The organism is Cyanobium sp. Tous-M-B4, assembly GCF_024345395.1.
In the GTDB taxonomy this organism is placed as follows: Bacteria; Cyanobacteriota; Cyanobacteriia; order PCC-6307; family Cyanobiaceae; genus Cyanobium_A.
In genome coordinates, this window is record NZ_JAGQBA010000004.1 from 278,371 (window position 1) to 301,483 (window position 23,113).

General features: G+C 61.8%; 22 protein-coding genes. 12 read left to right on the plus strand and 10 right to left on the minus strand.

Annotated features, from left to right (window positions below; translation table 11 throughout):
- Positions 1 to 13: 13 nt before the first annotated feature.
- The 7 genes from KBY73_RS09935 to KBY73_RS09965 all read right to left on the minus strand — a co-directional run bounded on the left by KBY73_RS09935 (position 14) and on the right by KBY73_RS09965 (position 8,504).
- Positions 14 to 475: a hypothetical protein gene (locus tag KBY73_RS09935; RefSeq protein ID WP_254936913.1), complete on the minus strand. Its 462-nt coding sequence runs from the start codon at positions 473 to 475 to the stop codon at positions 14 to 16.
- Positions 472 to 960 carry a hypothetical protein gene (locus tag KBY73_RS09940; RefSeq protein ID WP_254936914.1) on the minus strand — a complete coding sequence of 163 codons (489 nt, stop codon included), beginning with the start codon at positions 958 to 960 and terminating at the stop codon, positions 472 to 474. The genes KBY73_RS09935 and KBY73_RS09940 overlap by 4 nt, the downstream gene beginning before the upstream one ends.
- Positions 961 to 992: 32 nt before the next feature.
- Complete coding sequence (locus tag KBY73_RS09945; protein WP_254936915.1) at positions 993 to 1,556, minus strand: hypothetical protein; 564 nt, start codon at positions 1,554 to 1,556, stop codon at positions 993 to 995.
- Positions 1,557 to 1,694: 138 nt separating this feature from the next.
- A complete protein-coding gene (locus tag KBY73_RS09950) occupies positions 1,695 to 2,072 on the minus strand; it encodes a dihydroneopterin aldolase (RefSeq protein WP_254936916.1) in 378 nt (125 codons plus the stop codon).
- A gap of 10 nt (positions 2,073 to 2,082) precedes the next feature.
- Positions 2,083 to 3,384: a glutamate-5-semialdehyde dehydrogenase gene (locus KBY73_RS09955; protein ID WP_254936917.1), complete on the minus strand. Its 1,302-nt coding sequence runs from the start codon at positions 3,382 to 3,384 to the stop codon at positions 2,083 to 2,085.
- A gap of 7 nt (positions 3,385 to 3,391) precedes the next feature.
- Positions 3,392 to 4,288: an ROK family protein gene (locus tag KBY73_RS09960; protein ID WP_254936918.1), complete on the minus strand. Its 897-nt coding sequence runs from the start codon at positions 4,286 to 4,288 to the stop codon at positions 3,392 to 3,394.
- A gap of 28 nt (positions 4,289 to 4,316) precedes the next feature.
- Positions 4,317 to 8,504 carry a translocation/assembly module TamB gene (locus KBY73_RS09965; RefSeq protein ID WP_254936919.1) on the minus strand — a complete coding sequence of 1,396 codons (4,188 nt, stop codon included), beginning with the start codon at positions 8,502 to 8,504 and terminating at the stop codon, positions 4,317 to 4,319.
- A 157-nt stretch (positions 8,505 to 8,661) separates the two neighbouring features.
- Here KBY73_RS09965 and KBY73_RS09970 point away from each other — a divergent pair, with 157 nt between their 5' ends.
- The 10 genes from KBY73_RS09970 to KBY73_RS10015 all read left to right on the plus strand — a co-directional run bounded on the left by KBY73_RS09970 (position 8,662) and on the right by KBY73_RS10015 (position 17,646).
- Positions 8,662 to 9,129: a Ycf51 family protein gene (locus KBY73_RS09970; protein ID WP_254936920.1), complete on the plus strand. Its 468-nt coding sequence runs from the start codon at positions 8,662 to 8,664 to the stop codon at positions 9,127 to 9,129.
- Between the two features lie 2 nt (positions 9,130 to 9,131).
- Positions 9,132 to 9,515 (plus strand): DUF4332 domain-containing protein, encoded by a 384-nt coding sequence (locus tag KBY73_RS09975; RefSeq protein ID WP_254936921.1) that lies wholly within the window; start codon positions 9,132 to 9,134, stop codon positions 9,513 to 9,515.
- A gap of 64 nt (positions 9,516 to 9,579) precedes the next feature.
- Positions 9,580 to 9,897, plus strand: a complete 318-nt coding sequence (locus KBY73_RS09980) for a hypothetical protein (protein ID WP_315858426.1) — start codon at positions 9,580 to 9,582, stop codon at positions 9,895 to 9,897.
- Between the two features lie 51 nt (positions 9,898 to 9,948).
- On the plus strand, positions 9,949 to 11,523 hold the full coding sequence (locus KBY73_RS09985; protein ID WP_254936923.1) for a CocE/NonD family hydrolase: 1,575 nt from the start codon (positions 9,949 to 9,951) through the stop codon (positions 11,521 to 11,523).
- Between the two features lie 20 nt (positions 11,524 to 11,543).
- The gene (locus KBY73_RS09990; RefSeq protein WP_254936924.1) at positions 11,544 to 12,350 is read left to right on the plus strand and encodes a DUF3887 domain-containing protein; all 807 of its coding nucleotides are present in this window, start codon (positions 11,544 to 11,546) and stop codon (positions 12,348 to 12,350) included.
- Between the two features lie 42 nt (positions 12,351 to 12,392).
- Entirely contained in the window at positions 12,393 to 14,717 is a 2,325-nt protein-coding gene (gene glgB, locus KBY73_RS09995; protein WP_254936925.1) for a 1,4-alpha-glucan branching protein GlgB, read from the plus strand.
- Between the two features lie 26 nt (positions 14,718 to 14,743).
- The gene (gene hemE, locus KBY73_RS10000) at positions 14,744 to 15,802 is read left to right on the plus strand and encodes a uroporphyrinogen decarboxylase (protein WP_254936926.1); all 1,059 of its coding nucleotides are present in this window, start codon (positions 14,744 to 14,746) and stop codon (positions 15,800 to 15,802) included.
- Positions 15,799 to 16,809, plus strand: a complete 1,011-nt coding sequence (locus KBY73_RS10005) for an NAD(P)-dependent oxidoreductase (protein WP_254936927.1) — start codon at positions 15,799 to 15,801, stop codon at positions 16,807 to 16,809. The genes hemE and KBY73_RS10005 overlap by 4 nt, the downstream gene beginning before the upstream one ends.
- Before the next feature lie 50 nt (positions 16,810 to 16,859).
- Positions 16,860 to 17,189: a plastocyanin/azurin family copper-binding protein gene (locus tag KBY73_RS10010; protein ID WP_254936928.1), complete on the plus strand. Its 330-nt coding sequence runs from the start codon at positions 16,860 to 16,862 to the stop codon at positions 17,187 to 17,189.
- Positions 17,190 to 17,304: 115 nt separating this feature from the next.
- Positions 17,305 to 17,646: a c-type cytochrome gene (locus tag KBY73_RS10015; RefSeq protein WP_106501929.1), complete on the plus strand. Its 342-nt coding sequence runs from the start codon at positions 17,305 to 17,307 to the stop codon at positions 17,644 to 17,646.
- Positions 17,647 to 17,766: 120 nt separating this feature from the next.
- Here the strand turns inward: KBY73_RS10015 and KBY73_RS10020 are convergent, their stop codons facing one another.
- The gene (locus KBY73_RS10020; RefSeq protein WP_254936929.1) at positions 17,767 to 17,973 is read right to left on the minus strand and encodes a hypothetical protein; all 207 of its coding nucleotides are present in this window, start codon (positions 17,971 to 17,973) and stop codon (positions 17,767 to 17,769) included.
- A gap of 59 nt (positions 17,974 to 18,032) precedes the next feature.
- Here KBY73_RS10020 and KBY73_RS10025 point away from each other — a divergent pair, with 59 nt between their 5' ends.
- A complete protein-coding gene (locus KBY73_RS10025; protein WP_254936930.1) occupies positions 18,033 to 18,335 on the plus strand; it encodes a hypothetical protein in 303 nt (100 codons plus the stop codon).
- On the opposite strand, the gene KBY73_RS10030 is transcribed toward KBY73_RS10025, so the two are convergent.
- A complete protein-coding gene (locus tag KBY73_RS10030; RefSeq protein WP_254936931.1) occupies positions 18,317 to 19,039 on the minus strand; it encodes a hypothetical protein in 723 nt (240 codons plus the stop codon). The genes KBY73_RS10025 and KBY73_RS10030 overlap by 19 nt on opposite strands.
- Positions 19,040 to 19,114: 75 nt before the next feature.
- Positions 19,115 to 20,191 (minus strand): hypothetical protein, encoded by a 1,077-nt coding sequence (locus tag KBY73_RS10035; RefSeq protein WP_254936932.1) that lies wholly within the window; start codon positions 20,189 to 20,191, stop codon positions 19,115 to 19,117.
- 290 nt (positions 20,192 to 20,481) lie between these two features.
- Here KBY73_RS10035 and clpB point away from each other — a divergent pair, with 290 nt between their 5' ends.
- On the plus strand, positions 20,482 to 23,112 hold the full coding sequence (clpB, locus tag KBY73_RS10040) for an ATP-dependent chaperone ClpB (protein WP_254936933.1): 2,631 nt from the start codon (positions 20,482 to 20,484) through the stop codon (positions 23,110 to 23,112).
- The last annotated feature ends 1 nt before the right edge of the window (position 23,113 follow it).

The following is a 23,113-nucleotide window of genomic DNA, read 5'->3' on the forward strand; positions in this document are numbered from 1 at the left end:
GCAAACCAGCGGGTCATGGTGCAAACACACTGATGCTGGTGCTGGGCAGGGCCGGACCATCCGGCAACGTAAGGCCATCGAGAAAAACCGAGCGCAGGGACTCAGCCGCCGGACCGGACACCTGCACGTACACACGCTCCGTGCGACCCACCTGGGCCGAACGCGTGATGACATCACTGTTGCGGATCTCCAGCTGGGGACTGTTTTCAACCACCGTGAGTGAAAAGGGACGATCCGGTTGGTCAATTTTCCAGATCGTGTTTTCGTCGTAGATCAAGCTGCCATCAGCTGGCACCACATTCACGCCCGCAACACCAAACTGCACCGTTTCGCGCACACCGCGCCGCTCCTCCACGCCCACAAACGCTGAGGTGAAGATCGGGTTGCTATACCCCACGGTGACCTGGGCGGCAGCAGGCAACATGGCCAGCAACAGCGACTGGATCGTGAATGCCAACGGCAGCAGCTGCTTCATCGCTTCACCAGGCTGCTGGAATTGAACACGCTGGGAAACAGGCCTGGGAAGACGCTCATGCTCTGGCCGTCCACCTGCTCGCTGCGAAGAGATTGGACACTACCGCCGATCGCGATTGGCATCGGCAAGCGACCACCGATACCCAGCAACACGGTATCGGCAGCCGTCACATTGATCCGGGCCCCCACTAGCTCAGGACTGAGGCTGTTGATGCGGGCACGGCCGCTATCGACCAATGCCTGCACCTCAGCGGGCACCCCGTCGAGCAACACCTGATCGTTAATCACGATCCGCACGCCGATGGCCGAATCCAGCGGCGTGATCGCATTGAGGGCGCCATTATAGCTGAGACCCCCATCGCTCACGATCGAAAAGCCGCCGCCATTCACGGAGGTCACATTGGTGCTGATGGCCTGGATGTCGGTCACCCGGGCCGATTGGGCCCACGCGCTCGAAGCGCCAGCCAGCACCAACGTCAACAGCAAGCCTGCGCGAACCAGCATCACAACGGGTTGGATCAGAACGCAGTGAGGTTGTTGATCACCGAAGTGTTCAGTGAACCAGTCACCTGCAGGCTGGCGGTGCCGATATTGGTGCCGATGATGCTGGCGCCGATCACGGAGCTATCGGTTGTGCCAGGTGTGATTTGGAGGGCTGGCAATCCGTTAGTCGTGCTTGTGTTCAACACCACACTGTTGGGGTTAATAGGATTGCCATTAACCGTCGCCTCAGGATTGACAAAGGAGGAGGCATCAAGCGTTCCGCCGTCCACAGTCATGTTGGAAACGGTGGCCGTAAGTGACGCCAACCCTGAATTCGGCAACAGCGCAGGCGTGGTTGTCAGTTGCTCAAACGGAAGTAGAACCCCATCTCCAGCGATATCAATGCTCATCGCCCCCTTTGCTTCGAAGGTCTGGGCCCAATTGTTGTTGAAGGTGGCCTGGGCACCGATCGCCGAGTTTTCAGTGGTTTCCAAGGTGGGGCCAGCCTGCACGGACTGCGCACCACAAACTCCGGCTGAGATCAGGCAAATCGCCAGCAGAGACTGAACTCTGTGGCTGGATGTAAAACCGGTGATCATGAAAGATCCCAAGAGGGGTGCTCCTTAGTTAGGAGCGCCTAAACAAAAACTGCCAACTACCAGTGATTTCTTCGGGATCGATGCTTGTACCCGTTTAATGACATTTTGAAGCCTTACTAAATTCGGAAGAAATTCATTTTATTTGAGGCTGTTAGTTCTTTGCCGGCGGCTGCGCCGCACCGCCACAACCCCGTCAAAGCCCGGCACCGGAGCCGCACACTTGCGCAGTTCAAGGCGGATCGGCACCGGGCCATAGAGCTCTTCGATCCGATCGAGAATCCTTTCGCTGTAGTGCTCCAGGGTTTGGCAGATCAGGCTGCGGGCCTGCTGTTGCAAGGCGGTGATCAACTGGCTGTAGTCGAGGGTGTCGCCTAGGGCATCACTGCGGCCAGCAGCACTGAGATCCACGCCCAATTCCAGATCCAGCTCAAACCACTGGCCTTCCATGCGCTCAAAATCGAGCACCCCCACATGGGCCCAAAGCCGCAGGCCGCGCACCTGAATCGCATCGCTCACGGCAGGAAATTCAAAGGGGCAGGGGGCGATGGCTGAAATGGCGCAAGCCGCTGGCGTAATCGGCGGCGATATGGCCCTCACCGCGCAGCCGGTAGCGATAGGTCACCAAACCCTCCAGCCCAACTGGGCCGCGGGGGGGCATGGTTTGGGTGGAGATGCCCACCTCGGCGCCAAAGCCGTAGCGGAAGCCATCGGCGAAGCGGGTGGAGCAATTGAGATACACCCCGGCGCTGTTTACCGCAGCCAGGAAGCGGTCGGCCGTGGCGGCTTCTCCGGTACAGATCGCATCGGTGTGACGGGAGCCGTAACGGGCAATGTGCTGGAGCGCGTCCTCCAGATCGGCCACCACCTTCACGCTCAGAATCAGGTCGGAGTATTCGGTGCTCCAATCGTCGTCTGTGGCTGCATGGCTCACGCCCAGCTCAATGGCGGCGGCATCGCCGCGCAATTCAACCCCGGCGGCCCCGAAGGCCAGCACGGCCCTAGGCAGAAAATCAGCAGCTATCGCCGCATCAACCAGCAGGGTCTCGATCGCGTTGCAGGCTGCCGGATACTGGGTTTTGGAATCCAACGACACCTTCAGAGCCAGCTCAAGGTCGGCGGCCCGATCCACAAACAGATGGCAGATGCCATCGGCGTGACCCAGCACAGGAATCCGAGTGTTGTCCTGGATGAAGCGCACCAGGGCATTGGAGCCCCGGGGAATGATCAGGTCCACCAGCCCGTCGAGCTTCAGCAGCCCCAAGCTCTCCTCCCGGCTGGTGAGCAGCTCCAGGGCATCGGGTTGCACCGCACTGGCGGCAAGGCCACGGCGCAGCGCTGCATGGATGGCCTCACAGCTGCGGCTGGCTTCGCGGCCACCCTTGAGCAGGGCGCCGTTGCCGGAGCGAATTGCCAAGGAGGCGATCTGCATCACCGCATCTGGCCGCGCCTCAAAGATCACGCCCAGCACCCCCAGGGGCACCGTCAGCCGCTCCAGCACCAACCCCTCATCTAGCTCGGTGTGGAGCTGACGGCGGCCAACCGGATCGGCAAGCTCTGCCACCTGGCGCACTCCCGCGGTCGCCCCTGCCAATTTGGAACCATCAAGCTTGAGCCGTGCCACCAGCGCCGGCGCCAGCTCCTCGGCGGCAGCGGCCTCAAGATCGGCCTGGTTGGCGGCCAAAATGGCTTCACTGCTCTGCTCTAGGGCTTCTGCCATGGCCAGCACGGCCTGACGGCGCTGGCCATCGTCGAGTTGGCCCAGGGCCATGGCGCAGCGGCGCACTTGGGCGGCCCGGGCCAGCAGGTCTGGGGAGGGATCAGCAATCATCAAGCCATCATCCCAAGCTGGGCGCCAAACGTTGCAGCGCCAGGCGGGCCGCCCCCAGCCGGCCGGCTCCGTTGCCGAGGCTGCAGCGACGAATCGTCAGGCCCTCACGGCTGGCCGCCTGCACCCGCTGCTCCACCTCTTGCCACACCGCTGGCAGAAAGTGATCGCTGGCGCCGCTGAGGCCACCACCAATCAGCACTAGTTCCGGAGTAAGCACATAGAGCAGGGAGCTCAACCCTTGCCCCAGCAGCTGGCCGTAGGCCCGCCACACCGCCAGGGCTTCGCCATCGCCGCCAGTGGCCCGGCGGCAGAGTTCAGCCGGATCCACGCTGGAGAGGCGATCGAAGCCGCGGCGACTGCAGAAGGATTCCAGGGAGCCGTTGTTACCGCTGTTGCAGGGCGGACCAGCGGGATCGAGGCCTATCAACCCGGGCTCGGCGGCCGCCCCCCGATGACCCGTAAACAAATGGCCATCAAGCAACACCGCTCCGCCCACTCCCGTGCCCAAGGTGAGCAGCAACACATCGCCAACTCCTCGGGCCGCCCCGAGCCAGTGCTCACCGATCAGGGCGCAGTTGGCGTCATTGGCCAGGGTCACAGGGCGCTCCAGCAGGGGCTCGAGCCAGTTGGCCAAGGGCACATCCAGCCAACCCGGCAGGTTTATGGCGATGCGCGCCACCCGGCCGGCCTGGTCGCTCGGCCCCGGATGGCCCACCCCAACCCGATCGGCCAACCGCTCAGGATCAAGTTGCTGGACCGCCGCCACGATCGCCGTTGTCACTGCACCAGGCATTGCTGGCTGGGGCGTAGGCACCTGCAGCTCCGCCAGCAGGTCGCCGGCTTCGCTGAAGCGCCCCAACTTGATGGCACTACCACCGAGATCCACCCCGATCAACTGGTTCATCGGAATCACTGCATCGAAATAAACAAGCTCAGAAGCGGAAAAACAGCTGCAACTGGGTCTGCCAGGCACCCTGGGAGTCGATGGCCCCCTGCAGGTTGAGCAATTCTGAGGCCTTGAAATTCAGATTTAATTGGGGGGGGACGTCGGAGCGGTTGGGGGCAGCCAACACAGATGCATTGAAGCGTTCCGTGAGATCAAGACCTAACTCAGCTCCCAGCACCAGCTGGGGCGGCACCCGACCTGAGCGACGTTCGGCGCCACTGGCCACACCTTGGTTCACGTAGGTGGGATAAAGGGCAAAGCTGAGTCGCTGGCCGAAGGCATCGCCGAGGGTGCCGAGCAGGGGAGAGAGCAGGGTTTGTCCTAGTGCGGTGGCAAGAGCAGTGCCGCCTGCCGATCCCGCCAGGCCGGCAAGGGTATTGCCACCGATCAGGGCCAGGAGACGATCCTCTGAGAGCGGCGGCGAACTGCGCAGCACCAGGTTGTCGGCAAGTCGGTCAGCCGGGCCGCTCACACTCAGAAAAACCCGCACCAAGTTGAGCTGGTCGAGGGAGTTGGTGGCGCCAACCGCCTGAAAGTCCTGCACCGAAAGGCTGCCGGCTGTTCCAACACCACTGGTGGTAGGCAGGTTGTCGGAGACCCTGGTACGCAGCGAGATGTCAAGAAAAGGAATCAATCCCATCGAGGGAGTGAACACCGCAACGTTTGGAGAGTCGGGGTCGAGTCCAAACGTGGTGGTGAACAGATTCAGTCGCCCGTTCAGCAACCGCACCACGCCCTGCAAGCGCAGGCTCGGATCCAGCCGCCCGTTAAGTCGCAGCAACCCACTGGTGCCAAAGCTGGCCAAGTTGGGGATGCCCACCTTCAGATCGGGGCCCAGCTTCAGCTTCAGGTCATCGAAACCCACAAAGCTGGCATTAGGCACGGCGGCCCGCAGGGTCTCACTGGCGTTGCTCTCCACATCGGGACCGAGCAGCACCATGGGCTGGTCGTAATCCCAGCGGGATTCGAGTAATTCAGCGGCGCTGACTACTGGAGCCGCCAGATTGGCTTCACTGGCTAGTCGGGCCGGCTGGACGTTGACGCTGCCCCGGGCTACAGCCAGCTCCCCGCCAATATCAAGGGCAGCAAGGCTGCCACCGATTTGAAGGGACCCATCAGCCACGGCCTTGATCCGGGGCATGGCAAAGGGCACCTTTTCGAGCACCACCATCAGGTTGGCGTCTTTGCCATCGGCGGTGGCCTCAGGCCGAAACAGCCCCAGGCTGCCACTGCCACGCACCACTCCCTTATCTCCCACCTTGGCGTTGAACTCCTGAAGCAGGAGCTGCTCAAAGTCGAACAGCAAGGTGGCATCGACATCACGAACCTTTTGGCCGATGAACTGCAACTGAGCACCCCGGAAACGCAAAAATCCGTTAGCGATCGGCTCTCTGACGCTGCCGCGCACCAGCAGCTGCAGGTCGCCGCTGCCTTGGTTCCACTGCAGGGCAGGCTGGGCAAGCCCCGCCAGGAAACGCAGGCCGTCGTCGCGGCTGGCCAGGCGCAGTTCAAGGCCCTGCTTGCCTGAATCCAAGGGCACAACCCCCGCCAATTCGACGCTGCTTGAAGCTCCGGCCGCCCGCAAAGAAAGATCAAGGAGCAGCCTGGCCTGCTCCAGCTGAATGGTGCCCCGCTCCAGCACCAAAGCCGTTTCCCTTAGGTAGCCATCAACCAGGCTGATGTTGAGGGCAAGCTCAGGCTGGGGAGTGCCGAGGCGGTAGCGCCCCTGCAGAGATAGGCGGCCCCGCAAACCTGCAGGAACAGGAGTGAGCAGCGCCAACAGTTCAAGGGGCAGGTCGGCCAGGCTGAAATTGCCAGCCCCCCGCCGCAGGGGCCCGGTGAACTTCACCTGCACCGGCACAGAAGTAAGGGGCTGGTCCTGGTTTGCTTCAGGCAACCAAAGGTGGGCGCGGGCCTGGAGGTCGGCGCTGGCTTCCAGCAGGCTGGCTCCGTCAAGGCGCAAATCTGCGTCGATGTGACCTGCCAGCCGCTGCAGTCGCTCCTTGGGGCTGCTTTGCCGGTCACGCTCCAGCCGGGCAGCGCTCAGCCGAGCTCTAGCTAGCTCCAGGGCCCGCAGCTGGTCCTGCACGCTGCCGCTAAAGGTGTCGATCAGCAAAGTGCCGATGTCGCTGGCCCGGCCCAGGATCGGCGCGCTCTCGCCGCGCCACAGGGGCCAAGCCCTGACCAACTGCTGCAAAAACAGCGGCGGTAATCGCTCACCCTGAAGGCGGGCTCGGAAGGCGCCATGCCACACGCCACTCCAATCGATGGCAAGGTTGCCCCCAGCAAGAGGAGAGAAAGCTCCTTGGACTGAGTAGCGACGCTTGGCATAGCGGAAATTCGCCTGTGCCGATTTCCCCCAAACGCCTAAAAACACTGGCCGATCGAGCTGGGCGCTGCCGCTGAAGGCCAGGGGTTGGAGTTCAAGCAGGCCCTGACCGCTCAGCCGGGCTTGCAGGGGCTGACGCCTCGAATTTGGTCCCAGGGCAAGCTGCAATCCATCGATGGGCAATTGGGATGCCTGCCAGCGATAGCCCTGAGGGCGGCCATTGAGTTCGAGCTCCCCGCCGGCCCGTTCAAGGCGCACCTGTAGGGGGACCCAACGGGAATCGAGGCGGGCTTCCAGCACCCCCACCGGAGCTGGGGCTAGGGCTTCCATGCGAAGGCGCCCACCACCAGCCGGATCACCAAACCACTGTCCCTGCCAGTTTTCCCGCAAGCTGAGGGGGCCGGCACCGGGCTGGTCGATCCGGAGATCCAGGTCTGGCTTCAAGGCATTGAGTGGGCCCCGCACCCGGCCGGAGGCTTGCAAAGTTCCCTGCAATTGGGCGCCCACAAGCAGATCGAGCCGCTCGAGTGGGTAGCGATCTAGCTCCAGGCTGAGATCGAGCTGGCCCGGCACCAGCCCCTCACCGGCCCGCAAGCCCAGGGGCAACACCCCCTGGGCCGAGAGGTGGGCACTGGTGAACCTTTGCAGCACTAGGCGCTGATCACGCCAATCCAGAACCGCATCCCAGCGCCCCAGCAACGGGTTGCTGGGCTGGCCAAAGCGGGCCTGGAGCTGGGGCAGGCCCCACGGACCCCTGGCCGTCAGTGAACCGCCCATTTGTTGGTTCAACACCCAGGCGGGGGTTCCGGCTTGCAGGGGAAGGTCACCGGGCCGGAGCTGCCATTGCCCCGTCAGATCAAAACGCCTGGCCAAGCTCCCCTTGAGCTTTAGCCAGGAACGGCCGCGGGCCAGCTCAAACTGGCGCAACTGAAGCTGGTTTCGCTGCCACAACCCCTTAAGCCACAGCGTGCCCTGCAGGCCCTTGCTCCCCGGTACTCCCCAGCGCCAAGCAGAGCGGTTCAACTCAAGCGCCTGGCCGCTGCAGCGCAATTGGCTGAATGGCAACTCCAGTCGGGCTGCGCCAGTAGCCGGCCGCCAGCGCAATTGGTGCAGCTGGGCTCCACCTCGACAGAAGGGCTGGCGATCCCTCCAGGCCAAGGCGAACTTGCCATCTGCGCGACCAGCAAGCTGACCAGGCACGCCTAACAGGCGCTGCAGCGGGGCTAGCTGCAAGGCTTGTGCCCGCAGGGTTCCATCCCAGTGCTGACTCTGCCAATTGCCCTGGAGCTCCATGGCCAGCTCGCCAGCGGCCGCCTCCGAGCGCAGCCAAGCCGCCAGTTCCAGCTCGCGCCTATGGGGCCGCACTGCGCCGCGGCCCGTGAGGCGGAGGCTGGTACCGGAAGGCAGCAGGTTGAGCACGGCTGGATCAACCAGGCGCAACCTGAGATCCAGGTGTGGTGGCTTTGTCCCTGGGTCAAGCCGCCCTGGCACCCAAAACTGACCTTGGGAGTTGCGGCGCAAGTCAGCTCGCACTCCCGCCAAGCCCACATGCAGCACTGGCAAACGCTGGCTCAAGCTGGCTAGTGGGTCCAGGCTCACCAAAGCCGAACGCACCAAGACTGAGGAGCTATCGAGCCGCCCAGGGGCGATGCGACTGGGACCAATGCGCAGACCACCCCAGCCCAGACCCTGATAGTCGCCAAGCTCAACGGGATGGCCAGCAAGCTGGCTGAGCGGCTGCTCAAGCCGAGGTCTCCAGTGCTCGTAGAGCTTTCTCAGGGCCTGATCCCCGCCCCAAACCAGCAGAATCAGACCACCGCAGCCGCCAGTAAACGCCGCAAGCAAGCGGAAGCTGCCGGGGCCGCGAGGCCAGGGTGGGGGTGAAAGTGACGGCGAAGCAGGGACTGGCCCAGGGTTCTGTTCTGGCAACTCCGCCATTCCCGTGGGCTGCCACCCCTGCGACCGGCGCAATATAAAGGCACTAACCCAAACTTCCAGCCCTATGGCCGCTGATCCAATCCTGCTAACAGCGGGCAAATGGCTGGGGGCCGCCAGTGGGGTCCTGGCTTTGACAACAATTATTGGTTATCTGAGCCGCTGGGGAATTCGCTTTCGACTGGTTGGTGTCACCAGCTTCACGGCCCTGCTCGCCGTTTCCTGCCTGGCCTTTGCGGTGAGCTACACCCCTCGGGTGCAGCTAGCTGGGGCCGTGAGCGTGCCCGTGGTGTTTGACAACGGCATCGACCTGGTGGTGGCAGCAGCGCCAGACGGCCTAGCGGATGGGGCCGCGGCACCCACCGTTCAGCAAGTAGCCCAAAACCTCAGGGGTGGCGGCCGCAGCAGCGCCGACAACCTGGTTCATGTGCGACTGCGTCGGGTGGAGACGGTCGCCCCGGGGCTGAGCAAGCCGGTGGTGCTGGCGGAAGCCACCCGCAGCCTGACAACTGGTGATGTTGAGCTAGGTCCCTAACCATGTGGCAATTGCCGATTCACTTCAAGCGGGAACAACGCCAATTGGAGCTGGCCGGCATCGATAACTGGCCCCAACTCGCCGGTCTCCAAGACCAGGACCTGCGCCGGCTTGGCCGCAGCGGCGGCGCCAGCGAGGCCCGGCTGATCAAGCTTCGGGGCCAGGCCCGGCTAGTGGTGGAGGTTGGCCTCGAGCCGGCAGAAGCCGCCCTGCTGCTCTACGCCGGCATCGCTAGCAGGGCTGGATTGGCGGCCAGTGACCCTCACCAACTCTTGGTACAGATGGGCCGACTGCAGCGAAGCCTCACCGGCATGGCCTCCCCGCTGCTCGATCTAGCCACCTTGAACAAGTGGATCCAGCGCGCCCAACGCCGCCCCACAAACTGATCCAGAGCAGGCTCCAGCCGCCGTGCCTTATGGCTCAAATGGATTTGCAATGGGGCTTCATACGTTGTCTGATCGCCAGTCCCCCAAAATTCACTCGGCCTACGGCCGGGCCCTAGCCAGACTGCTGCCGGTGTTGCTAATCAACTTGGCAGCCGTATGGACACCCGTCCTGGCCCAATCCCAGTTGCTGGAGTCCGTGAAGCAAAACCCGGCCAAGGCGAAGGCGCTTTGCAGCCAGTTTCAAAGCTTCAATGCCCAGGGGCTCTCCGCTACATCCCGTGCGGCCGTCGGCCAGATCGCTCGCCAACAAAACCTCAGCCCTATGGATTCTGAGGTACTAATAACCTATGTAATTGGGCTTTATTGCCCCGATGTGCGCTGAGTGAGCAGCCCGGCGCCAAACCTTTTGCAGGTTCAATGGCGAGACGAGGCCATGGCCTGCCGGGATGGCACCCAGTTGGTCAGCCGAGTTTGGCAACCAGCAGGCCAAGGTCCATGGCCGGTGCTGCTGATGCGCCAGCCCTACGGCCGAGCGATCGCCTCAACTGTTACCTATGCCCATCCCAGCTGGTACGCAGCCCATGGCTTTCTGGTAGTTGTTCAGGATGTGCGCGGTCAAGGTGCATCCCAGGGAACTTTCCAAGGATTCGAGCAGGAGTTATCCGATGGGGCAGACACAATCCGCTGGGTTCGCCAACTTGATGGCAGTAACGGACGAGTCGGTTGCTATGGATTTTCTTACCAAGGCCTAACCCAACTACTAAGCGACGATCCAGCGGCTATTCCAGACTGCCTTGTACCGGCTATGGCTGGCTTGGACGAGCGCGGCGACTGGGCCTGCGAGGGAGGAGCCCACTGGTGGGCCCTAGGCCTCGGCTGGGGACTGCAATTGGCAGCCCTGCGCTGCCAAAAACTTGGGGACGATGCCGGCTGGCAAGCGATTCGCCGCAGCCTCGACTCGGGCGCCTTTCTGGCTGAAGGCTTAGAGCTGCTCAAGCGCCATGACCCCCAAGGCATGGCCTGCCGCTGGCTGCAGCTACCGGCAAGCGAGGCCCCTAGATGGGTTTGCCACCAACCAAGCGCAGCTCTATTGCAGCGCCCGATGCTACTGATCGGTGGCTGGTACGACCCCCATCTGCGCGGCATCTTGAACCTCTTTGCAAGTGCTAAGGCTGCAGGTGGCTCGCCGCTGCTGCGCATTGGCGCCTATACCCACCTCGACTGGAAGGGCGGCCTTGATCGATTGCAACTAGCCTTTTTTCAGCACCATCTTCAGGATCAAGCCGCTACAGAAGAACTGAGCGCTGCAGTTCTTGTAGAAAAAGACCTGCGTACAGACGGCAAGCACTCAAGCCGCCATTGGCGGGCACCCAAATCAGACAGCAGACCCCTGAGCTGGGGGCTAAGCAGTGGTGGCCTGGCCACAATCGACGCTGAGGAGGGCGAACTGCTGCTCGATCAATCTGGCAGCGGCGAAGTCGCCCTAGTGCACGATCCCTGGCGACCAGTTCCAGGTCGGGGCGGCCACCTTGGCCTCGATCCAGGCCCGTGTGAACGCGGCGACCTCGACCGCCGCAGTGATGTGATCTGTTTCAGCAGTTCACCACTCAGCACGCCCCTGGAGCTGGAAGGACGGCCCCTATTGACTATTGCTGTGCGGGCCGACCAACCCAGCTTTGACCTTTGTGCAGCGCTCTCAGTGCTGGATCGCCAGGGAAGGGTGCTCCAACTGTGCACGGGCGTGGTCAGGACCCAGCAGCTAGCAGGCGAAAAGTCGTTGCTGCAAGTTCAATTGCAGCCCCTGCTAGCTGAGCTCGGCCCTGGGGAACGGTTGCGACTCTCATTAGCAGGAGCGGCCTGGCCGCAGATTGCCGTAAACCCGGGCGATGGCCACGAGCCCCTAGGCCCTGCCGGCCCGCACCATCGAGTGATCACGCTGGAGCTTGAACTAGCTGATTCCCAATTGCAGCTGCTGCCCCTCTTAGGCGGCAAATTTGGGGCACACTGAGCCAAATGTTTGTTTTTGCGATGTCGCTGCGCCGCCTGCGCCCTGCTCAACAGCCCCAAGCCCTCAGCCGCATGGCTCTCGGCATGCTTTCTCTGGCCACCGGCCTGAGCATCACCATGGCGGCACTGCCAGGAACATCAGGCAGTGCAGCTTTGGCCCAGAGCCAGAGCGGTGGCGTAGATCGTCCAGCCCTCAGCGTCGAAGCCGCCCGCGCTGCCGCCAATCGCATTTTGGCAGCAGTTAAAAGCCGCGATCCAAACCTCCGCTACAGCCAATTCTCAGAGGAACTCAAGGCGGTTAGCAGCCCTTCAATGGTGGCGGAGACAATGCGCACCCAGCCGAAGCTGTTGAGCTGGACCCTGCTCAGCGTGCAAGGGGGTTTGCGCAACACCACCGTTGAGGCCAGCATCACCACAAGCATGGGCAAGCGAGACCTGTTCATCGTGCTCAACCCCGAGGGCAAACTCGCTGGCTATCACCTTGATGTCACCGATGAGGCACCCAGCGTGGTTGCCAAAAGATTCGTCACCGCCCTAAGCAGTGGCCAGTTCATCTCAGCGCGCAGCTATTTGAGCCTGCCACTGCAGAAGGAAATCTCAGCGAGCAGCCTTCAGGTGCGTTGGCAGCAGCTGCAACGTCAAACCGGCGAATTTGTACGAATCCGCAAGGTTGTGGTGGCCGAGGGGGGCGGCGACCAGCGTCTTGTACTGGTAAACACCGATTTCAATCGGCTTAGCGATTCCCTCTTCGTGATCCTCAATGCCAACAACGACATAATCGGTATCGACTTTCCAAGCGATCCAATCGTCCCCAAGCAGGTGCGCTGAGCCCTAAGCCGCCTAAGCTCGCCTTCCGATCGCTGCTGGTACATGTCCTTGCTCACCCTTAACTGGATGGCGGAGGATTGCCAGCGGCTGGCTGAATGCCGGCACGACCACCCGTTTGCGGTGCTGGGGCCCCAGCCTCTCGAATCGGGCGGTTGGGTGCTGCGCGTCTGGATGCCTGAGGCAGAGCGTGTTGAGCTGCTGATCGACGGCCAAGCGCTGCCGATGGCCACCCCGAATCACCCTTGGATATTCGAGGCCCCCTGGGGTAGTGATCCTGGTACCTCTTATCAGGTGCGGGTCAACCGCGGTGGCATAGAACACGTGCAGCCCGATCCCTGGTCCTTTCGCCATGAGTGGATGGGCGAATTGGATCGCCTGTTGTTTGCGGAGGGCAACCACCACCACATCTGGCGCCGTATGGGTGCCCACGTGGTGGAGCACAGCGGCGTCAAGGGCGTTCAGTTTTGCCTCTGGGCCCCCAATGCCCGCAGCGTGGCGGTGCTGGGCAATTTCAACGGCTGGGATGGCCGCCACCATCCGATGCAGGCAAGGGTGGGTGGATCCTGGGAGCTATTCATTCCCGGGCTTAAGCCAGGTGAGATCTACAAATACGAGGTAAGAGCTCAAAACGGGCACTGCTACCAAAAAGCAGACCCCTATGGCTTCCGCCATGAGATTCGTCCTAACAATGGCTCGATCGTTGAGTCCCTTGCGGGGCACCAATGGCAGGACATGGGCTGGATGGAGGAGCGGGACAGCCGCAACCCCCTAGATCAGCCGGTGTCTGTGTATGAAATGCATCTGGGCAGCTGGATGCACGGCTCTGCCGACCAGCCCTACATCGAGCCTGACGGCACACCGCGCCCGCCGGTGCCTGCAGCCGATCTCAAGCCCGGCGCTCGCCTGCTCACCTATCCGGAGCTAGCTGATCGGGTCATCCCCTATGTGAAAGCCCGCGGCTTTACCCACATCGAGCTGATGCCCATCTCGGAGCATCCCTTCGATGGTTCCTGGGGTTACCAAGTCACGGGCTGGTACGCCCCCACCAGCCGCTTTGGCACACCGGATGAATTCCGCGCCTTTGTAGACCGTTGCCACGCCGAAGGCATCGGCGTGATCCTCGACTGGGTGCCAGGCCACTTCCCCAAAGATGCCCACGGCCTGGCCTTCTTTGATGGCGCCCATCTTTATGAGCATGCCGATCCGCGCATCGGCGAGCACAAGGAGTGGGGCACCCTCATCTTCAACTACAGCCGCAATGAAGTGCGCAACTTCCTTGTAGCCAACCTGGTTTATTGGTTTGAGGAGTTCCATATCGACGGCATCCGCGTAGATGCGGTGGCCTCCATGCTTTATCGCGACTACCTGCGCCCAGATGGTGAGTGGTTGCCAAATGACCATGGCGGCCGTGAAAACACTGAGGCCGTCACTTTCCTTCAACAGGCCAACCACGTGCTGTTCGAGCACTTCCCTGGAGCACTCTCGATCGCCGAGGAATCCACCACCTGGCCCATGGTTACCCAGCCCACCAATATTGGCGGCCTTGGGTTCAACCTCAAATGGAACATGGGCTGGATGCACGACATGCTCGATTACTTCGAGCTTGATCCCTGGTTCCGCCAGTTCCACCAGAACAACGTCACCTTCTCAATCTGGTACGCCTTCACCGAGAACTTCATGTTGGCCTTAAGCCACGATGAAGTGGTGCATGGCAAGAGCAACCTCTTGCACAAAATGCCAGGTGACGACTGGCAAAAATTTGCCAACGTGCGGGCATTGCTGGCATACATGTGGACCCATCCCGGCAAGAAAACCATCTTTATGGGGATGGAATTTGGCCAGAGAGCTGAGTGGAACGTATGGGGAGATCTGCAATGGGATCTGCTGCAGCACGACTCCCACCAGGGGCTGCAGCGTCTCGTCGACGATCTCAACGTCTTCTACAAATCGGAGCGAGCTCTCTGGGGCGACGACTTCAGTGAATTCGGCTTCCAGTGGATCGATTGCAACGACAATCGCCACTCGATCATCAGCTTCATGCGGCGTGAGAGTGCCACGGGCAAGTGGCTAGTGGTGGTGGCCAACTTCACTCCCCAGAGCCATTCCCACTACCGAGTGGGTGTACCGCTGGAGGGCTTCTATGAGGAGGCCTTTAACACCGATGCTGAGCGCTACGGCGGCAGCAACCTGGGCAACCTAGGCGGCAAATTCACCGACCAGTGGGGGATTCATGGCTATGAACAATCCCTGGATCTCTGCCTGCCACCCCTCGCGGTGCTCGTCTTCCGTCGGGACGAAATCCGCAGCCAGCAGTTGGATGAAGACACCTGTGACGAAGCAGTCGATTCCGGGGCCCTGCTCGGGTAAGTTCTCGCTTCGCTCTGCTTGCACCCATGACCGAAACCGCCCCCCTGCTGCTGCGCGCCGCCCGAGGTGAGCAGGTGGAGCGGCCCCCGGTCTGGATGATGCGCCAAGCCGGGCGCTACATGAAGGTGTATCGGGACCTGCGCGACCGCCATCCCGGTTTCCGCGAGCGCTCGGAAAACCCTGATCTCTCCTACGAGATCTCCATGCAGCCCTTCCACGCCTTCAAACCCGACGGCGTGATCCTCTTTTCAGACATCCTCACGCCCCTACCGGGTATGGGGATCAACTTCGACATCATTGAGAGCCAGGGGCCCCTGATCCAAGACCCAATCCGCAACCTTGCCCAAGTAGGGGCTTTGCGAGCCTTGGAGCCGGCCGAAAGCATGCCTTTTGTGGGTGAGGTGCTCACCCGCTTGCGTCAATCGGTTGGCAATGAAGCTGCAGTGCTCGGCTTTGTGGGTGCCCCCTGGACCCTGGCCGCCTATGTGGTGGAGGGCAAAAGCAGCAAGAACTACGCCGTGATTAAGGCGATGGCCTTCCAAGAGCCGGAGCTGCTGCACAAGCTCCTAGACCACTTCGCCGAGTCAATTGCCACCTACCTGCGCTATCAGATCGATTCCGGCGCTCAGGTGGTGCAGATGTTCGATTCCTGGGCCGGCCAGCTCAGCCCGATGGATTACGACAGCTTCGCGGCGCCTTACCAAAAGAAGGTGGTGGACCTGGTTAAGCAAACCCATCCCGATACCCCCTTCATCCTCTACATCTCCGGCAGCGCCGGCGTGCTTGAGCGCATGGCACGCACAGGGGTAGACATCATTTCGCTCGACTGGACCGTGGACATGGCGGAGGGCCTGGCCCGCCTACCCGAGCACATTGGCGTCCAGGGCAACGTGGATCCCGGATTGCTATTCGGCACCCCAGCAGCCATCCAGGCCCGCATCGACGACACCGTGCGTAAAGCCCGCGGCCGTAAGCACATTCTCAACCTGGGCCACGGCATCCTGCCGGGCACTCCAGAAGAAAACGGCCGCGCCTTCTTTGAAGCCGGCAAGAGTGTGATGGAGCGCATCGGAGCGGCGGCTTGAGCAGCCCCGCGGCAGGATCCCGGCCCCAACGGATCCTGATCACAGGGGCTAGTGGCTGCGTTGGCCAATACATCACCGAGCAGCTTTATCGCCACAGCGATGCAGAGTTGCTGCTCCTGCTCCGTGATCCAGCCAAGCTCACGGTTGTTTCAGCAGATGATCCCCGGGTCACGTTGCTGGTCGGTGACCTGCGGGAGCTGACCCCCCATGCCGGTGCAATCGCCACCGCTACTCGCATCATCCACACGGCCACCGCCTGGGGCGATCCCTTAAGAGCCCAGCAGGTGAACGTGGACGCGGTCAAGCAGCTGCTGGCTTTCACCAGCCCTGTATGGCTGGAGCAGGTGATCTACTTCTCCACCGCCTCAATTCTGGATCGCCAATTGCAGCTGCTTCCCGAGGCAGCGGAATTTGGCACTGAATACATCCAAACCAAGGCACTCTGTCTGCAACAACTGGAGGCCCACCCCCTGGCCGCCAAAATTGTGGCCGTATTTCCCACCCTGGTATTTGGCGGGCAGGTGGGTCCAGGCGACCGCCACCCCACCAGCTATCTCACAGCCGGGCTTAGGGAGGCAACCCGCTGGTTGTGGCTTGCCAAGTGGCTGCGCGCCGAAGCCAGCTTCCACTTCATCCACGCCGCCGACATAGCCCTGGTGTGCGCCCATTTGGCCACCCAGCCCCATCAGCCCAATCCTGAGCCAAACCAGGGAGCTCTTCGGCGCCTAGTGCTCGGCCAGGCACCTATCAGCGTCAATGCCACCGTGGCCCAGCTCTGCCGTTGGCGCCGCAGCTGGCAGCCACCCTTTGGGATCGACCTGCAAGGCTGGCTCATCGAAGCCCTGATCAAACTGCTACGGATTGAAGTCAATGCTTGGGATCGCTTCTCAATTCGCCAGCGCCACTTTGTGCACGAGCCCGTAAGCCCACCCGAACGGTTTGGCTTGGTCAGCTACGCACCCACGCTCCAAGCGGTGTTCGAAACCGCTGGCCTGCCCCACAGGTGAATAACCCCAGGCTGGTTTGGCTGGTCGGGAGGCTGCTGCTGAGCTGCCTCATGTTGGTGATGCTGCTTAGCGGCGGCCCAAAGGCAGCCCTGGCGGCCACGGTTTCGATGGGGCTGGGCAACGACGAAGGCTTTCTGGTGTTCCAACCCGAGCATCTGACGATCAACGCAGGCGACACGGTGAGCTTTGAAGTGCGCGGGCTCGGCCCCCACAACTTGATCGTCGCAGGCCATCCCGAATGGAGCCATGAACCCCTCAGCTTCGCTGTGGGCGAAAGCTGGGAGCAAAAATTTGATATGCCCGGCCGTTATGCCATTTGGTGCGAGCCCCATCGGGCAGCAGGTATGACCGCTGAAATCAACGTCTTGGCACCTGGCTGATCCCACCTCACAGCCAACTTTGTGGCAATTGTTTCGAACCTGGTTACCAGAGGTCACAGGAGCCCGGTTGGCGCCTTAATTTTGGCGAGTTGCCCATGCTTTTAAGCGCCCCCCCATGCGCCGTCTCTTCTCTCTGATCGCTCTCTGCCTGGCGCTCGTGCTGGGTGCTGCACCGAGTTTCGCTGCCGATGTGGCCCATGGCGGCCAAATCTTTTCCGCCAACTGCGCCGCTTGCCACATGGGTGGCGGCAACGTTGTTAATGCCGAGCGCACCCTTAAGCAGGATGCACTGACTGCCTACCTGGCCAACTACAGCGAAGGCCACGAAGCTGCCATTGCATACCAGGTAACCAACGGCAAGAACGCCATGCCTGCCTTTGGTGGCAAGCTCAGCGAAGGTGACATCGCCGATGTCGCTGCCTACGTCGAAGACATGTCCTCTAAGGGCTGGGCCTGATCTAAGCCTGGTCTCCCGGACTGATGTCCAATTAGTTCATCAGCAAACCCCGGCCAAGGCCGGGGTTTTTTTGTTGGCCACCGAAGCCGAGCGAACATCCGGGAAAATTCAGCACTGATCTCAGCTCTGGTGCCGGCGCACAGCCAGCACGGCCAGGTAGAGCTCCTCAGGAACCTCACGTATGTCGTATTCGCTGGGAAGCACACCGTGCACATACCGATGCACGGCCATCCAGCAGTTGCGCTCCGGATCCCGACCCGTTCCATCAAACTCCCGGGACTCAGCAGCCAGTTGCTCAATCAACGAGTCGTTCCAGTTGTCGTTCACGGCAGCGATCCCCGATGCGGTGGGGCCAGAGTGGGCTCAGTCTGAACTAGTGCATCGGCATGGCAGCCCATACCCTCTCGCCCCCAACCCGACTGCTGCTGGGACTCGCCATCGCAGGGGGTGGGCTGCTGGAGAGCTTCCAAGGCCATGCCCAGGCTCAGGCCTTACCTAAGCCCCCCTGTCCACTGGTGGTGCCCGCCAGCCAGAAACTGCTCCAGCCCCGGCGCATCCAACCCAATCAGGTGCAGGCCAAGAACGCGATGGGCTGCCTATCTCCCGCCGACGCGGTTTACGGAGCGGATGGCTGTCCGCTCCGCATGTGCGGCGCCGAGGCAGGAGTGATTCAGCTGCCGGAGCCGTAGGCCACCTGGCAGACCGCATTAAGCAGTTGGGCTTGGTCGGCAGTGCCAGGCTGCTGACCATTGAGCAGACCCTGCTGACAGTTGACGGCACCAAACAACTGGCTGCCATCGACGTTGTAGTTGAAGCTTGCGCCGTAGCTACCAACCGCTTCTACCGAACCGTAGTTGAGCTCGTAGCTGGTGTTCGGCACCACAATCACGGGTGAACTGTTGTTGGCCGCCCCATCCACCAGGCCAGTGATCACGGCACCTGTGGCAAGGCCAGCCAGACCCCAGCCCACTGAGCTGGCACCCCACCAGCCCCACCCACCCCAGCCGCCGTACCAGCCGGCGTTCCAGGGGCGATTGCCCCAGTAGCCACCATTGCGCCAATTGTTGTTCCAACCGTTGTAATCACGGTTGTAGAAGTTGTTGTTGACGTTGATCCGATTGCCACCCCCCCAGCTGTTGCGGGCACCGTCTCCGTACATCGGGTGATAGCCCTGGTAGCCCCGCTGCCAGTTGTTGTTCTGAAAGTGGTAGCTGCCGCCGCCCCAGCTGCGGCCACCGGCTCCTGCACCGCCCCAGCCACCAGCCCGCTCACCGCCACCACCGAAGCCGCCCCCGCCGCCACCACCACGGGCCTCAGCCGATTGGGGGATAGCAATCGTGGTGAGCAGCAATCCAGCACTGAGGGTGGCCGACAGGAAACGTCTCAGGGTCATGGCAACAGGAAAGAGGGGAAGGGAAGGGAAAAGGAAAGGTAAGTAGAGCTGAAGGAGAAATCGGCTTGGCCAACTTCAGCCGCTGGTGACAAGCGCATGGTGCTCGCCACCCTTAGAAGAAGGGGGACGCCGACAGCGAAGCAGCCTCCATGCCGCAACTGCGATGCCGACCCCGAGGGCCAACAGGAGCAGGTCGCGGGACCAGCCCGGCAGCCGGCCAGCCAGGCTCTCCGGCAGGGGGGTGCCCTTCGGATCAGGTCCGTAAGCCACCTGGCAAGCGGCATTGAGCAATTGCGCCTGGGCTGCAGTGCTAGGCACCTGGCCACCCAGCAAGCCTTGCTGGCAGTTGGCGGCCCCCTTCAGCGGGGCACTGCCGGCTACCGCGTAGCTGAAGTCGGCGCCACCTGAGCCCACCGAATCAACACTGGCGTAGTTGAGTTGATAGTCGCTGTCGGGCACATCAATGACCGAGGACTGTTGTTCAGAGGCGTTATTCACCAGATTCGTGATCACCTCAGCACCGGCAAGAGCTGCCACCCCCCAGCCAAGGGAGGATCCACCCCACCAGCCCCAGGTGTCTGAATTCCAGTTGTACCAGCCGTAACCCCAGGGGCGGCTTCCCCAGTAGCCACCATTGGCCCAGTTGTCGTTCCAGCCGCCATAGTTTCGGCTGTAGAAATTATTTTCCTGGTTGAACTGGCGATTAAAGCGGTCGTTATCGAAACCTCTGTTTATCCCATCATTGGACCAGCCGCTTTGGTTGTAGCGCCGAAACTGATCAGCCGAAACGTTGTGACCGGTCCATGGGGTACGGCTACCAGCGCCATAGAGGGGATGGCTGCCGCGATAGCCCTGATCCAGACTGCGCTCAGCGGGACGATCGGCCGCGCTTCCGCCACCACCACTGGCTTCCCGTTCAATTGGTGCAGTATCCATCCGGGGGGCTGCTTCAGCTGGAGGAGAACTGAAGCGGTAAGCCCCGCCGCCGCCAGAAAAATCACCACCACCACGAAAACCTTCACCACCACCACCGCCACCCCGAAAACCGCCACCGCCGCCGCCGCCACCACCACCTCGGGCTTCCACCACGGCAGGGGTTGCAATTACCCCCAACAACAACACCGAAACCCCGAGAGCGCACCAATTTTTCATCAGCTGGCTGGATCATCCAGCTATTGAATTTGACTCCTTACTAATCAGTAGCTCTGCAAGCACCAGTAACTGCAGGGATCCGTTACAGAGAAATGCTGGATGCTTGTGATGGCAAATCCTGAACGCTGCAGATGGGCGCGAAGTGTTGAAACTAATTACAACGGCAGGCCGCGTTGGAGGTTTCCCGCCAGCTCTGCGGAGGACCGAATCAATCCGTTCGGTTCTCCGCGCAGCTGAATTGTGACAACGGGCATACGGTTGATCCAGCAGCTCAAACGAGGCAAGTGGCCATGCATCCCACCGCCGAACTTTTCACCGAAAAAGCCTGGGCCTCCGTGGTGGCGGCCCAGCAATTGGCTCAGCAGCGGCGCCAGCAGCAGATGGAAAGTGAGCATCTGCTCGCCGCCCTGCTAAGCCAGCAGGGCTTGGCCGGCCGCATCCTGGAAAAGGCCGGCGTCGATGTGGGCACCCTCAGCCAAAAGGTTGAGGCCTGGATCCTCGCTCAGCCAAGCCTTAGTGCGCCGCCCGACAACGTCTATCTGGGCAAGGGGCTCAATACCGTTCTTGACCAGGCCGAGGAGCTCAAACAGTCCTACGGCGACAGCTACATCGCGATTGAGCACCTACTTCTGGCGCTGGCGATCGACGACCGCTGCGGCAAGCAATTGCTATCTCAAGCGGGCACAAGCACCAACAAACTCAAAGAAGCCGTACAAGCCATCCGCGGATCCCAAAACGTGACCGATCAGAACCCCGAAGGCACCTACGAATCCCTGGAGAAATACGGCAGGGATCTCACGGCCGCAGCCCGCGAGGGCAAGCTCGATCCGGTGATTGGGCGCGATGAAGAGATCCGCCGCACGATCCAGATCCTCAGCCGCCGCACCAAGAACAACCCAGTGCTGATCGGTGAGCCCGGCGTTGGCAAAACCGCCATCGTCGAGGGCCTAGCCCAGCGCATCGTCAATGGCGACGTGCCGCAGGCCCTGCAGAACCGCCAACTCGTGTCGCTGGACATGGGCGCCCTGATCGCCGGCGCCAAGTATCGCGGTGAGTTTGAGGAGCGGCTCAAGGCCGTGCTCAAGGAGGTCACCGCCTCCGAGGGCCAGATCGTGCTGTTCATCGACGAGATCCACACGGTGGTGGGGGCCGGTGCCAGCGGCGGCGCCATGGATGCCAGCAACCTGCTCAAGCCCATGCTGGCCAGGGGCGAACTGCGCTGCATCGGCGCCACCACCCTCGATGAGCACCGCCAGCACATCGAGAAGGATCCAGCCCTAGAGCGCCGCTTCCAGCAGGTGTTCGTGGATCAACCCACGGTGGAGGACACAATCTCAATCCTTCGCGGTTTGAAAGAGCGATATGAGGTGCACCACGGCGTGCGCATCGCCGACAACGCCCTGGTAGCAGCAGCCGTGCTCTCCAGCCGCTACATCGCCGATCGCTTCCTGCCAGACAAGGCCATCGATCTGATGGATGAATCGGCCGCCCGCCTAAAGATGGAGATCACCTCCAAGCCGGAGCAGATCGACGAGCTCGATCGCCGCATCCTGCAACTGGAGATGGAAAAGCTGTCTCTGGGGCGCGAATCGGACCCTGCCAGCAAGGATCGGCTCGAGCGGCTGGAGAAGGAGCTGGCCGATCTAAGCGAACAGCAGAGCACCCTTAATGCCCAATGGCAGGCAGAAAAGAGCTCGATCGATGAGCTGGGCGCCATCAAAGAAGAGATCGAGCAGGTGCAGCTGCAGGTGGAGCAAGCCAAGCGCAACTACGACCTCAACAAGGCCGCCGAACTGGAATACGGCACCCTGGCCGAGCTGCACAAGAAACTGGCAGCCAAAGAAGAAGCGCTTAATGCCAGCGGTAGCGATAAAACCATGCTGCGCGAAGAGGTCACCGAAGACGACATCGCCGAGGTGATTGCCAAATGGACCGGCATCCCCGTGGCCAAGTTGGTCCAAAGCGAGATGGCGAAGCTGCTGCACCTGGAGGAGGAGCTACACACCCGGGTTATCGGCCAGCAGCAAGCTGTTACCGCCGTAGCTGATGCGATTCAGCGCTCGCGCGCCGGACTCAGCGATCCCAACCGCCCCATTGCCAGCTTCCTATTCCTTGGCCCCACCGGCGTGGGCAAAACGGAGCTCTCCAAGGCCCTGGCCTCGCAGCTGTTCGATTCAGAGGAGTCGATGGTGCGCATCGACATGAGCGAATACATGGAGAAGCACGCCGTAAGCCGGCTAATCGGAGCGCCTCCTGGCTACGTGGGCTACGAGGAAGGCGGCCAGCTCACCGAAGCAGTGCGACGCCGGCCCTATGCGGTGATCCTGTTCGATGAGGTGGAGAAGGCCCACCCCGATGTGTTCAACGTGATGCTGCAGATCCTCGATGACGGCCGCGTCACCGATGGCCAGGGCCGCACGGTGGACTTCACCAACACGGTGCTGATCCTCACTAGCAACATCGGCAGCGCCTCAATCCTGGATCTGGCCGGTGATCCAGCCCGCCACGGTGAGATGGAAGCCCGGGTGAATGAGGCTCTGCGGGGTCACTTCCGGCCTGAATTCCTCAATCGACTGGATGAATCGATCATCTTCCACAGCCTCAGGCAGGAGGAACTGCGCGAGATCGTGGAGCTGCAGGTGCAGCGGCTGGCCAAGCGGCTGGAGGACAAAAAACTAGGCCTGCAACTCAACGCTGATGCCCTCGACTGGCTTGCCGGTGTGGGCTACGACCCGGTGTATGGCGCCCGTCCACTCAAGCGGGCCATCCAAAGGGAGCTGGAAACCCCAATCGCCAAGGGAATCCTCGCTGGTGTATTCACCGGCGGCCACACGATCGCGATTGATGTTGAAACTGAAGGCGAAGTGCGCAAGCTGCGCTTCCAGCAAAGCGAGCCAGCCAAGTTACCTGTGCTGGTGTAGC